Consider the following 13,312-nt stretch of genomic DNA (forward strand, 5'->3'; position numbering starts at 1 on the left):
CCAGGAGTACTTCATCATGATGCGTTCGCTGTGGATTGCCAAGACGGGCCTGGAAGGTCAACAGACCTCGATGGACGTGATTTCCAACAACTTGGCCAACGTCGCGACCAACGGCTTCAAGCGTGGCCGCGCCGTGTTCCAGGACCTGATGTACCAGACCCTGCGCCAGCCCGGCGCCCAGGTCGGCGACGCGACGCAGCTGCCGTCGGGCCTGCAGCTCGGTACCGGCGCCCGCGTGGCCGCCACCGAGCGCATCCACACCACCGGCGGCCTGAACAACACCGGCGGCGAGCTGGACGTGGCGATCAGCGGCCGCGGCTTCCTGCAGGTCGAGCTGCCCGATGGCACCCAGGCCTATACGCGCGACGGCGCGCTGCAGCGCGACCAGAACGGCCAGCTGACCACCGTCAGCGGCTACGTGATCCAGCCGCCCATGAACGTGCCCGACAACGCCCTGTCGATCTCCATCGGCAAGGACGGCATCGTCTCGGTGACGCAGCCGGGCGCGGCCGGCGTCAACGTGCAGATCGGCCAGTTGCAGATCGCCACCTTCATCAACCCCACGGGCCTGCAGAGCGTGGGCGAGAACCTGTACCTGGAAACCGACGCCTCGGGTCCGGCCAACCTGTTGCAGCCCGGCGTGGACGGCGCCGGCACGTTCATGCAGAACTACGTCGAAACTTCCAACGTGAACGTCGCCGAGGAACTGGTCAACATGATCACGACCCAGCGCGCCTACGAAATGAACAGCAAGGCCGTCAAGACCTCGGACGAAATGCTGGCCCGCCTGACCCAACTGTGATGCCCATGTCGTCTGTCCTGCGTCTGGTTTCGAGTGCTGCCCTGGCTTTGCTGGTGGCCGGTTGCGCCATGATCCCGCCCGAACCCATCGTGACCGGGCCGACGACGGCGGCGCCGCCGCCGCCGCCGATGCCGGCGGCGCAGCCCACCGGCTCGATCTACCAGCCCACGACTTACGGCAATTACCCGTTGTTCGAGGACCGCCGTCCGCGCAATGTTGGCGATATCGTCACCATCGTGCTGAACGAAAAGACCAACGCCTCCAAGAACGTCGCCACCAACACCAACCGCAGCGGCAGCGCCAGCCTGGGCATCACGGCCGCGCCGTCCTTCATGGACAGCTGGGCCAATGCCAACCTGAACACCGACGCCAAGGGCGGCAACGTGGCGCAGGGCAAGGGCGACAGCACCGCCAACAATGCCTTTACCGGCACCATCACCACCACCGTGGTGGGGGTGATGTCCAACGGCAACCTGCAGGTGGCCGGCGAGAAACAGATCGCCATCAACCGCGGCAGCGAATACGTGCGCTTCTCCGGAGTGGTCGACCCGCGTTCCATCACCGGGACGAACACCGTGTCGTCCACCCAGGTGGCCGACGCCCGCATCGAATACCGCAGCAAGGGCGTCATGGACGAGGTCCAGACCATGGGCTGGCTGCAACGCTTCTTCCTGATCGCTTCGCCGTTCTGAACATGAAACAACCCACTCCGATTTCCGCCTTGCTGTCCCTGCTGGCGCGCGTCTGTGTCGCGGCGGGGCTGTTGGCCGGCGCTTCGGCGGCGCATGCCGAACGGCTCAAGGACCTGGCTTCCATCCAGGGCGTGCGCGGCAACCAGTTGATCGGTTATGGCCTGGTGGTGGGCCTGGACGGCAGCGGCGACCAGGTGCGCCAGACCCCGTTCACGCAGCAGAGCCTGACCAACATGCTGTCGCAGCTGGGCATCACCGTGCCCGCCGGCAGCAACATGCAGCTCAAGAACGTGGCGGCCGTCATGGTGACGACGACCCTGCCGGCCTTCGCCCGGCCCGGCCAGACGCTGGACGTGGTGGTCTCGTCGATGGGCAACGCCAAGAGCCTGCGCGGCGGCACGCTGCTGATGACGCCGCTCAAGGGCGCCGACAGCCAGGTCTACGCGATCGCCCAGGGCAACATCCTGGTGGGCGGCGCCGGCGCCTCGGCTGGCGGTTCCAGCGTGCAGATCAACCAGCTCAACGGCGGCCGCATCAGCGGCGGCGCGATCGTCGAGCGCGGCGTGCCGACCACCTTCGCGCGCGACGGCTACATCTACCTGGAGATGAACAACACCGACTTCGGCACCGCCCAAAACGTGGTCAACGCATTGAACCGCAAGTTCGGGCAGGGCACCGCCACCGCGCTGGATGGCCGGGTGGTGCAGGTGCGCACGCCGATGGAGCAGGCGTCGCAGGCGCGCTTCCTGTCGCAGGTCGAGGACCTTCAGGTGACGCGCGCGCCCACCGTGGCCAAGGTCATCATCAATGCCCGCACCGGCTCGGTGGTCATGAACCGCACGGTCATGATCGAAGAGGCCGCCGTGGCGCACGGCAACCTGTCGGTCATCATCAATCGCCAGAACCAGGTGTCGCAGCCGGACACGCCGTTCACCGAAGGGCAGACGGTGGTGGTGCCGAATACCCAGATCGAAGTGCGCCAGGACAACGGCTCGCTGCAGCGCGTCACCACCAGCGCCAACCTGGCCGACGTGGTCAAGGGCCTGAACGCCCTGGGCGCCACGCCGCAAGACCTGCTGGCGATCCTGCAGGCCATGAAGACCGCCGGCGCCTTGCGCGCCGAGCTCGAGATCATCTGACCGCCATGGCGTACACCAACAACACCGCGCGCCTGGGCAGCCGCCAGGATTCCGTGTTCGACATGGGGCGCCTGTCGGACCTGAAGCGCGATGTGACCAAGGATCCGGCCAACCCCGGGACCGAACAGCAGAAGCAGGTCGCCAAGCAGTTCGAGGCGCTGTTCCTGCAGATGATGCTCAAGCGCATGCGCGAGGCGACCCCGAAAGAGGGGCTGTTCGACTCGCAGCAGACGCAGATGCTGCAATCCATGGCCGACGAGCAGCTGGCGCTGCACCTGGCCACGCCCGGCATCGGTCTGTCGCAATCGATCCTGGCGCAGATGCAGCAGGGCAAGCCGGGCGATCTGCCGGCCGAGGCGGTGCAGCGCCTGGGGCAGGGCACCGACCTGGACTTCCAGACCGGCGGCTCGCGGCAGGTGTCGGCGCTGATGGACGTGATGCGCAACAACCGCGCCAGCGACCGCGCCCTGGCCGCGGCCGAAGGCGCGCCCGAGCACGTCATCAATTTCGTCTCGAAAATGTCGCGCGCGGCCACGCTGGCCTCGCAGCAAAGCGGCGTTCCGGCCCGCCTCATCATGGGCCAGGCGGCCCTGGAGTCCGGCTGGGGCCAGCGCGAAATCAAGCACGAGGATGGCCGCACCAGCTACAACCTGTTCGGCATCAAGGCCGGCCCCAGCTGGAAGGGCAAGGTCGTCAACGTGCTGACCACCGAATACGAAGACGGCGTCGCGAAAAAAGTGACGCAACCTTTCCGGGCCTATTCGTCCTACGAGGAATCGTTCGCCGACTACGCCCGCCTGATCGGCAACAGCCCGCGCTACGAAGCCGTGACGCAGGCCCGCAACGAGATCGAGGCGGCCCGCCGCATCCAGAGCGCCGGCTATGCCACCGATCCGCAGTATGCGCAGAAATTGATCGGTGTCATGAGCCAGCTGCGTGGCGCCGCCGCCAAGGTGGATATTTCGCGCCAGATGTTGGAAGGACTCTAAATTTGGACGGCCGGTTGCCGTTAACCGGGTATCCAGACATATCAGTTGCGGTTACATACGGGGCATTGTCAGCATGAATCTGTATAAATTGGCGTTGGGCGGGCTGAATGCGTCCCAGGCAGGCCTGGCGACCACCGGCCACAATATCAACAATGCCACCACGGTCGGCTACAACCGCCAGCGCGTCATGATCTCGACCGCCGGCGCCCAGGCCACCACCAACGGCTACATCGGCCGCGGCGTCCAGGTCGACACCGTCGTGCGCAGCTACGACAGCTTCCTGTACAAGCAACTGGTGGGCGCGCAGGGCAGCGGCGCCCAGCTGCAGGCGCAGCTCGACCAGGTGTCGCAGGTCAACAACCTGTTCGCCGACCGCACCGTGGGCATCGCCCCGGGGCTGACCAATTTCTTCACCAGCATGAATACCGTGGCCAGCAAGCCGGCGGATCCGGCCGCGCGCCAGGACTTGCTGGGCAAGGCCAACAGCCTGACCACCCAGATCCGTTCGGCCTACCAGGAAATGCAGAACCAGCGCCTGGGCCTGAACACGCAGATCACCACCACGGTCGAACAGGTCAACAGCTACCTGACCCGCATCAACGACCTGAACAGCCAGATTTCCACCGCCCGCGCCAAGGCCGGCGGCAATCCGCCCAACGACCTGCTGGACCAGCGCGACCAGGCCGTGTCGGAACTGAACCAGCTGATCGGCGTCACCACTTACGAGCAGGGCGACAAGCTCAGCATCTCGCTGGCTTCGGGCGGGCAGGCGCTGCTGTCGGGCGACACCGTCTATCCCTTGCAGGCCGTGTCGTCCGCCAAGGACGTCAGCCGCACCGTCATCGCCTATACGTTGCCGGCCGGTTCCGGCGGCAAGACCGTGGCGGTTGAGCTGAACGACGCCGAAGTCACCGGCGGCAAGCTGGGCGGCCTGCTGCAGTTCCGCGCCACCTCGCTGGACTTCATGCAGGCGCAACTGGGCCAGATGGCCGTGGGCCTGGCGCTGTCGTTCAACGAGCAGCACCGCCAGGGCCTGGACACCGCCGGCAATCCCGGCACCGATTTCTTCAGCATCGGCAAGCCGCAAGGCGTGCCGAACGCCGGCAACAAGAGCGGCGCGCAGATCAGCGGCGAGTTCACCAACGTGAACAACATCAACGCCAAAGACTACGAAATCAGTTTCGACGGCACCAACTACATGGTGACGCGCCTGCCGGAAGGCACCCAGGTCTACAACGGCCCGGCCACCGGCACGCCGCCCACCGCCACCCTGGACCTGAACGCCGAGATGGGCGTCACGCTGACGATCGACTCGCCGCCGCAGGCTGGCGACAAGTGGGCGCTGTCGCCCACTCGCGATGCCGCGCGCGACATCAAGGTGATCATCACCGACCCGGAGAAAGTGGCCGCGGCCGACACCGATGGCGGTGACGCCAACGGCAAGAACGCGCTCAAGCTGGCGCAACTGCAGAACACCAAGGTGCTGGGCCACGGCACCATGAGCATCACCGAGATGTTCGGGCAGGTGGTCAACACCGTCGGCGTGCAGACCGCGCAGATTCAATCGGCCAACACCGCGCAGAAGAACCTTATCGCCCAAAAGACCGCCGCGCAGCAGGCCGTTTCGGGCGTGAACCTGAACGAAGAATACGTGAGCCTGTCGCTCTACCAGGAGCAATACCAGGCCAGCGCCCGCATCATCGACGTCGCCAGCACGCTGTTCGATACGCTGCTGGGCCTGCGCGGCTGATCGGATCGTTGAAATCGTGACCTATCAAGAAAAAATCGGAGCTTCCCCATGCGCCTGAGCACCTCCATGATGTATTCGAACGGCCTGAAGGGCGTCCTCGCTCAGGAATCCGACATGAACCGCCTGGTCGAGCAGGTGGGCAGCGGCAAGAAATTCCTGACGCCGGCCGACGATCCGCTGTCCGCCTCGCTGGCGATCAACGTGGCGCAGACGCAGAGCATGAACTCGACGTACGCGCTCAACCGCAACACGGCGAAGACCAACCTCGGCCAGGAAAACAACGTCCTGGACTCCATCACGACGGCGTTGGCCGACGTGCGTACCCGCGTGGTGCAGGCCGGCAACGGCACCTTCGCCGACAGCGACCGCCAGGCGCTGTCCACCGCCCTGAAGAACGCCCGCGACGCACTGCTGGGCCTGGCCAACAGCACGGATGGCAACGGCCAATACCTGTTCTCGGGTTACCAGGGCGGCGTGGTGCCCTATTCGCAGGACACCAACGGCAAGATCGTCTACAGCGGCGCCACGGGCGAACGCACCGTGCAGGTCGACCAGTCGCGCCAGATGTCCACCAGCGACATCGGCAGCGACATCTTCAACCGCGCCAACCCGGGTTCGCAGGCCTACGTCAGCACTGCCGCGCAGGCCAACACCGGCACCGCCCAGTTCAGCACCGTGTCGGTGACGCCGGGCAGCCCCAATATCGGCAAGGATTTCCGCCTGCAGTTCGAATCGGATCCGGCCACAGGCAACATGGGCTACCGCGTCATCACGACCGATCCCAACGCCAACCCGCCGGTGCCGCCCGTCACCACGCCGGCGCCGCCGGCCGCGCCGACCGTGTACACGCCGGATGCCGCCATCGATTTCGGCGGCGTGTCGGTGGTGATCAAAGGCACGCCCCAGAACGGCGACGTGATCGACGTGCAGAGCGTGCAGTCGGCCGACGTGGACATGTTCAATACGCTGGACAGCCTCATCAAGACGCTGGATTCGCCGATTGCCGGCGACCCGGTCGCCTTGGCCAAGCTGAACAACGAACTGGCCACGGCCAACAAGAAGCTGTCCACCAACTACGACAACGTGCAGACGGTCGCGGCGTCGGTGGGCGCCCGCATGAACGAACTGGACGCGCTGGACGCCACCGGCACGCAGAAGGGCCTGTCCTATTCGAAGTCGCTGTCGGATCTCGAGGACCTGGACTACTACTCCGGCGCCAGCCAGCTGGCGCTGCGCCAGGTGGCCTTGCAGGCCGCGTCGGCCGCGTTCATGACCATTCAAGGATCCAGTCTGTTCAGCCGCAAATAACGCGGTGAGTCCATAGGCCGTGCCCATGGGCGCGGCATGTTGCGCGCCCTTACGGACGCTTCCGGTGGATACCGGAGCGTCCGTGTGTGCGTACAGGGTAGGAATTTTGTCGTTTCACCTCGCATAACGTCGGGTATTTCATGCTTGTCAATTTGAAAGTTCGCACCTGCATCATTCTGGTGTTGTTGCTCTTCACGGGTGCCATGTTCCTGTCCAATGGCGTGGCCTGGATGGGCTTGAATTCCAGCAACACCAAGCTGGACCAGATCAACAGCGCCTATACGGACCGGGCGGTGCCGCTCAACCGCGCCTACACCGTGTTCCTGCGCGCGCGCCTGTTGTTGTCCACGTCGTTGATGGACATGCAGCAGGGCAAGACCGAACAGGCGGCGGCGCAGGCCAAGCGTTCCGAAGGCCTGATGCAGGATGCCTTCAAGATGATGGATGCCTTCCGCAAGGCGCCGCCGCTGGCGGGCACGGAAGCGCTCGGCCAGGCGCTGGAAGCCGCGCTCAAGGAGTACGACACCGTCCTCAAGGGGCAGGCGGCCGCGCTGTCCAATATGGCGATCCAGGACTATCTGAACCTGAACGACTCCGCCAGCAACGTCAATACCAAGTTCCGCGAAGCTGTCGATAACTACCTCAGCTTCATCGACAAGCGCACCGACGAGTTCGCGGCGCAGGCAGCGGTCGACCACGGCGTATCTCGCAGCGTCACCATCGCCTTGCTGGTGATCGCATTGGTGTTGGCGGTCGGCTGTTGGATATTCATCAACCGCACGGTGCTCAAGCCCCTGCACGAGGCGGGTGATCATTTCGAGAAGATCTCGGGCGGTGACTTCACCGGCCGTATCGAGGTGCGCAGCACCAATGAAATCGGCCAATTGTTCGCCGCCATCAAGCGCATGCAGGAGAGCCTGACCCGTACGGTGGCGACCGTGCGCCGCGGCGTGGACGAAATCAACGTCGGTTCGCGCGAGATTTCGGCGGGTAATACCGACCTGTCCAGCCGCACCGAGCAGCAGGCGGCCTCGCTGGAGGAAACCGCGGCCTCGATGGAAGAACTGGCCTCGACGGTCAAGCAGAACGCCGACAACGCGCGCCAGGCGAACCAGCTGGCGGCGAGCGCGTCGGACGTTGCCGAGCGCGGCGGTTCGGCGGTGGCCGAAGTGGTCAACACGATGCAGGGCATCTCGGCCAGCTCGCGCAAGATCTCGGAAATCGTGTCGGTGATCGACGGCATCGCGTTCCAGACCAACATTCTGGCGCTGAACGCAGCGGTGGAAGCGGCCCGCGCCGGCGAGCAGGGCAAGGGCTTCGCGGTGGTGGCGGGCGAAGTGCGCTCGCTGGCGCAGCGCAGCGCGCAGGCGGCCAAGGAGATCAAGGGCCTGATCGAGGACTCGGTGAGCAAGGTGGGCGCCGGTTCGCAGCAGGTCGAGCGCGCGGGCGCGACGATGCAGGAGATCGTGGCCTCGGTCAAGCGCGTGACGGACATCATGGGCGAGATCTCGGCGGCGTCCGAGGAGCAATCGAGCGGCATCGACCAGGTGAACCGCGCGGTGTCGCAGATGGACGAAGTGACGCAGCAGAACGCGGCGCTGGTGGAAGAGGCGGCGGCCGCGGCCGGTTCGCTGCAGGAACAGGCGCAGCGCCTGGCCGAAGCGGTGGCGGTGTTCAAGATCAACGCGGGCGACGTGATCGAGGTGCCGGCGCGCCAGCTGGCGCAGCAACACAGTGCGCCGCGGGTTGCCGCAGCGCAGACCGAAGCGCAGGTTTCGGCCGCCAGGACCGCCAAGCCTGCCGCTCAGGCGGCTGCCAAGCCGGAACCCGCGGCAGAGCCGGATCATTCCCCGGTGACGCCGCCCGCGGCGCCGGCGCCGCGGCTGGCCCAGCCGGTCCGTGCCCGGCCGACGGCCAACAGCGGCGCGACGGCGGCCAGGCCCCTGCGCCGGCCGGTCGTCAAGACCACCGATGCCACCGATGTCAAACCCGTCAAACCGGCACCGTCGGCTGCCCGCCGCGCGCCGCCGGCCGACGATGATTGGGAGTCTTTCTGACGGAGTGATCCGCCAGCGTATTGAATAGGCAGTAGAAAACACATCCCTTTTACGGCGGGGCGACGACAGCGTGTCGCCCCGACGGTTACCGGAAATATCGGAAAATGTTAAGCAATCTGAAGGTGCGCACGGGCTTGATGCTTGCCCAATTGGCAGTTGCCGTGGCCGCGCTGGTTGCCATTGCCCTGGGTTGGAGCAGCATGCGATCCAACGCCGAAGCGATCAACGCTTTGGATAGCCTGAGTGTCCAACAGAGCAATCTGGTCAAGGACTCTTACGTGCAGATGCTGCGCGCCACCATCCGTGCCGACATCGCCGCCGCGCAGCGGGCGGCCGGTGACAAGGCGGGGGCCGCCGAGAACACGCGCATCGTGCAGCAACTGCTGACGGATGGCAAAGCCAAGCTCGAACGTTTCAAGGCCATTCCGAAAACCACCGATATCGGCCGCGAGGCCGAAGGGCAGCTGCTGGCGTCGTTCAATGGCTTTGCCGAAGGCCTGCAGGCCATGCTGGGCGCCCTGGACCGCGGCGACAATGCCGAGTACCTCAAGCTGAAGAACACCAAGACCGCCGCGGCCAGCGGCGCGTTCTCCAAGCAGCTGACCGAATTCGCCAACACGATCACCGCCTACAGCGAGGAGCAGGTGGCGTCGTCGCGCGCCAATGGCGCGGTCATGACCTATGTGTATCTGGCGCTGGTGCTGGTGATCCTGGCGGTCTCGCTGGGCGCGTTCCTGTTCATGAACCGCGTGGTGCTGCGTCCGTTGCGTATGGTCGGCGAGAGCTTCGACCGGATCGCCGGCGGTGACCTGACCACGCGCGTCGATGTCCAGTCGACCAACGAGATCGGCGTGCTGATGGCCGCCGTCAAGCGCATGCAGGAAAGCCTGGCGCGCACCGTAGCGACCGTGCGCCGCGGCGTGGACGAAATCAACGTCGGTTCGCGCGAGATTTCGGCCGGCAACACCGATCTGTCCAGCCGCACCGAAGAGCAGGCGGCCTCGCTGGAGGAAACCGCGGCCTCGATGGAAGAGCTGGCCTCGACGGTCAAGCAGAACGCCGACAACGCGCGCCAGGCGAACCAGCTGGCGGCCAGCGCGTCGGACGTTGCCGAGCGCGGCGGTTCGGCGGTGGCCGAGGTGGTCAACACGATGCAGGGTATTTCGGCCAGCTCGCGCAAGATCTCGGAAATCGTGTCGGTGATCGACGGCATCGCGTTCCAGACCAACATCCTGGCGCTGAACGCGGCGGTGGAAGCGGCCCGCGCCGGCGAGCAGGGCAAGGGCTTCGCGGTGGTGGCGGGCGAAGTGCGCTCGCTGGCGCAGCGCAGCGCGCAGGCGGCCAAGGAGATCAAGGGCCTGATCGAGGACTCGGTGAGCAAGGTGGGCGCCGGTTCGCAGCAGGTCGAGCGCGCGGGCGCGACGATGCAGGAGATCGTGGCCTCGGTCAAGCGTGTGACGGACATCATGGGCGAGATCTCGGCGGCGTCCGAGGAGCAATCGAGCGGCATCGACCAGGTGAACCGCGCGGTGTCGCAGATGGACGAAGTGACGCAGCAGAACGCGGCGCTGGTGGAAGAGGCGGCGGCCGCGGCCGGTTCGCTGCAGGAACAGGCGCAGCGCCTGGCCGAAGCGGTGGCGGTGTTCAAGATCAACGCGGGCGACGTGATCGAGGTGCCGGCGCGCCAACTGGCGCAGCACCGCAGTGCGCCGCGGGTTGCCGCGCCGCAAGCTGAAACGGTTGCGCCGACGCCGGCGCCGGCCCCGACAGCCGCCGCACCCGCGGCACGCCAGACCGCGCCCGCGGCGCGCCTGACGCACAGCGCGCCGCGCGCCAAGACGGCGACGGCGGAGGCGGCCAGCGCGGCGCGTCCGCCGCGCCGCCCGGCCCCCCGCGCGGCGGCCAACGACGCCAAGCCGGCACCGGCGGCCACCCGCCGCCAGGCGCCGGCCGACGATGACTGGGAATCTTTTTGACGCCGGTCGAGACCGGTAAATGGGCAGGTATGCGAGGCTATCTACAACATCTTCTGGCAGCAGCGGCGATCACGGCGCTGATCACGGGCTGCGCGGCGACGGGCCACAATTTCGACCCGGGCAAGCTGTCGACGCTGACCCCCGGGCAGACGACGCTGGAAGAGGCCTCGCGGGCGCTTACCGCGCCTCCTGACAAGTTCTACAAACAGACCGACGGCACCTTCCTCGCCCTCTGGTCCTTCAAGATCACGTTTGTCGCCGACGGCTTGTACAGCCGCAAGGAAGCGCTGCTGCAGTTCGGCCCGGACGGCCGCCTGATGCGCCTCGTCGACAGCACCAATATTCTGCTGGAACCCTGGGAACGCCAGAAACTGCTCGGCCCCGCGCCCGCGCCTGACGCCAGTCAGGAATGGGCGCAGCAGCCGGCGCCGGCCCCCCAGGTGGAAACCATCGTCATTCCGGTGCCGGCTGCGCCGCCCGAACCGACGCGCCAGGGGCGATAGGCCCCGTTCCGCGGAGAGCGTGCCGGCCCCCGGGCCGGCGCGTACGTCGCCCTGAAGCGTGCCCGCTCCGCAAGGATGGCGCGCCAGGGTGGTTTTTCATTTGGTCAGAGCTGTACCTGAGGGATGGGGAAAGAATATGGAAGCGAGTCTGGAATCCGGAGCGAAGTCCGGCAAGGTCGGTAAGAAAAAGGCCGCGCGCGCGCCCAAGGTGAAACGCAAGATGAGGCTGCGCGATGCCCGTGTCGGCACGATGCTGCTGTGGGTGATGGCGTTCTTCGCCGTGTTGATCGCGGCTGTCGGCGGACTGGCTGCCTTCTTCCTGCAGCACAACTATGAATCGATCCGCCAGGTCAATGAGCTGACCGAACGCGCCAAGCAGGTTGAAGTCATCAACAGCGACATGCTGCGCGCCCGCGTCAGCCTGATGGTCGCCGCCCGCCACCTGCAGGAATCCGGCTGGGGCAGTGGCGAGAACTCGGCGCGCGACGCCGCCGCCGCGCTCAAGGGCGCCACCGATCTGTTGACGGGCGTGCGCAGCCGTTTCGCGGAATTCCAGAAGAACATGCTGCAGGACGACACCGGCCGCCAGCTGTCGATGAACCTGGTCCGCCGCTACCGCTCGTATATCGATGACGGCGTCGACACCATGGTCGAGGCGCTGCGCAGCGAGGACTATTCCACTTTCTACATGGTGAACAACGAGTACGGTACGCCCCGCAGCGCGGCCTTCATCGAGGCCATCGCCGAGTTCAGCAAGTACATCGACGCCCAGCAGCAGGCCACGATTGACCAGGCCGAGGCCAATTTCAACCGTGCCATGGTTGCCGTGGCGGTTGCGGTGGCGCTGGCACTGGCGCTGATGGTGTTCTGCCGGGTGCTGTTTGGCCGCCTGGTGGTGCGCCCGCTGGTCGAGGCTGGCCAGCATTTCGACAAGATCGCCGCGGGCGACCTGACCAGCCGCGTCGAGGTGCGTTCACACAACGAAATCGGCCAGCTGTTCGCGGCCCTCAAGCGCATGCAGGAAAGCCTGACCCGCACCGTGTCCACGGTGCGCCGCGGCGTCGATGAAATCACGGTCGGTTCGCGCGAGATCTCGGCCGGCAACACCGACCTGTCCAGCCGCACCGAAGAGCAGGCGGCTTCGCTGGAGGAAACCGCGGCCTCGATGGAAGAGCTGGCCTCGACGGTCAAGCAGAACGCCGACAACGCGCGCCAGGCCAACCAGCTGGCGGCGAGCGCGTCGGACGTTGCCGAGCGCGGCGGTTCGGCGGTGGCCGAAGTGGTCAACACGATGCAGGGCATTTCGGCCAGCTCGCGCAAGATCTCGGAAATCGTGTCGGTGATCGACGGCATCGCGTTCCAGACCAACATTCTGGCGCTGAACGCGGCGGTGGAAGCGGCCCGCGCCGGCGAGCAGGGCAAGGGCTTCGCGGTGGTGGCGGGCGAAGTGCGCTCGCTGGCGCAGCGCAGCGCGCAGGCGGCCAAGGAAATCAAGGGCCTGATCGAGGACTCGGTGAGCAAGGTGGGCGCCGGTTCGCAGCAGGTCGAGCGCGCGGGCGCGACGATGCAGGAGATCGTGGCCTCGGTCAAGCGCGTGACGGACATCATGGGCGAGATCTCGGCGGCGTCCGAGGAGCAATCGAGCGGCATCGACCAGGTGAACCGCGCGGTGTCGCAGATGGACGAAGTGACGCAGCAGAACGCGGCGCTGGTGGAAGAGGCGGCGGCCGCGGCCGGTTCGCTGCAGGAACAGGCGCAGCGCCTGGCCGAAGCCGTGGCGGTGTTCAAGATCAACGCCGGTGAGGTCATCGAAGTGCCGGCCCAGCAATTGGGCGGCTATCAGGCTCCGACCCTGACGCAAGACTGATCCAGACGGGGCCGGCGCCCCGTCGGACAAGGCGCGCGGCCGCAACGGCCGTCACCCCAGCCGACCCGACGCCCGTTCGCGGACGCCGGGTCGAATGCTGTCCGCCGGTCGGACCTTATATCTCGATGGCTTAAGTTTTCGAAAATATTGCCGTTCATAGTCATAACGCCCAAAATACGGGCGGCGAAAAATTTCGGCAGGACCGCACGGCATCGGCATGCGCAGGTCG

At 66.2% G+C, this 13,312-nt stretch carries 10 protein-coding genes; all 10 read left to right on the forward strand.

Annotated elements, in window-relative coordinates; genetic code table 11:
* The first annotated feature begins 16 nt into the window (after positions 1-16).
* Complete coding sequence (gene flgG, locus ACUTAG_RS27780) at positions 17-802, forward strand: flagellar basal-body rod protein FlgG (protein WP_026385111.1); 786 nt, start codon at positions 17-19, stop codon at positions 800-802.
* Positions 802-1,494 carry a flagellar basal body L-ring protein FlgH gene (locus ACUTAG_RS27785; protein WP_006385243.1) on the forward strand — a complete coding sequence of 231 codons (693 nt, stop codon included), beginning with the start codon at positions 802-804 and terminating at the stop codon, positions 1,492-1,494. The genes flgG and ACUTAG_RS27785 overlap by 1 nt, the downstream gene beginning before the upstream one ends.
* A 2-nt stretch (positions 1,495-1,496) precedes the next feature.
* The gene (locus tag ACUTAG_RS27790; protein WP_006385242.1) at positions 1,497-2,633 is read left to right on the forward strand and encodes a flagellar basal body P-ring protein FlgI; all 1,137 of its coding nucleotides are present in this window, start codon (positions 1,497-1,499) and stop codon (positions 2,631-2,633) included.
* Between the two features lie 5 nt (positions 2,634-2,638).
* Positions 2,639-3,622, forward strand: a complete 984-nt coding sequence (flgJ, locus tag ACUTAG_RS27795; protein WP_006385241.1) for a flagellar assembly peptidoglycan hydrolase FlgJ — start codon at positions 2,639-2,641, stop codon at positions 3,620-3,622.
* Between the two features lie 73 nt (positions 3,623-3,695).
* A complete protein-coding gene (gene flgK, locus ACUTAG_RS27800) occupies positions 3,696-5,372 on the forward strand; it encodes a flagellar hook-associated protein FlgK (protein WP_006385240.1) in 1,677 nt (558 codons plus the stop codon).
* Positions 5,373-5,420: 48 nt separating this feature from the next.
* A complete protein-coding gene (flgL, locus tag ACUTAG_RS27805) occupies positions 5,421-6,680 on the forward strand; it encodes a flagellar hook-associated protein FlgL (RefSeq protein ID WP_054441627.1) in 1,260 nt (419 codons plus the stop codon).
* A 140-nt stretch (positions 6,681-6,820) separates the two neighbouring features.
* The gene (locus tag ACUTAG_RS27810) at positions 6,821-8,737 is read left to right on the forward strand and encodes a methyl-accepting chemotaxis protein (RefSeq protein WP_058664228.1); all 1,917 of its coding nucleotides are present in this window, start codon (positions 6,821-6,823) and stop codon (positions 8,735-8,737) included.
* A 104-nt stretch (positions 8,738-8,841) separates the two neighbouring features.
* Complete coding sequence (locus tag ACUTAG_RS27815; protein ID WP_045953120.1) at positions 8,842-10,713, forward strand: methyl-accepting chemotaxis protein; 1,872 nt, start codon at positions 8,842-8,844, stop codon at positions 10,711-10,713.
* Positions 10,714-10,742: 29 nt separating this feature from the next.
* Positions 10,743-11,216 carry a hypothetical protein gene (locus ACUTAG_RS27820; RefSeq protein WP_020927348.1) on the forward strand — a complete coding sequence of 158 codons (474 nt, stop codon included), beginning with the start codon at positions 10,743-10,745 and terminating at the stop codon, positions 11,214-11,216.
* Positions 11,217-11,352: 136 nt separating this feature from the next.
* On the forward strand, positions 11,353-13,083 hold the full coding sequence (locus ACUTAG_RS27825; RefSeq protein WP_006385236.1) for a methyl-accepting chemotaxis protein: 1,731 nt from the start codon (positions 11,353-11,355) through the stop codon (positions 13,081-13,083).
* The last annotated feature ends 229 nt before the right edge of the window (positions 13,084-13,312 follow it).

Source organism: Achromobacter sp. CSND-B12, from assembly GCF_052906545.1.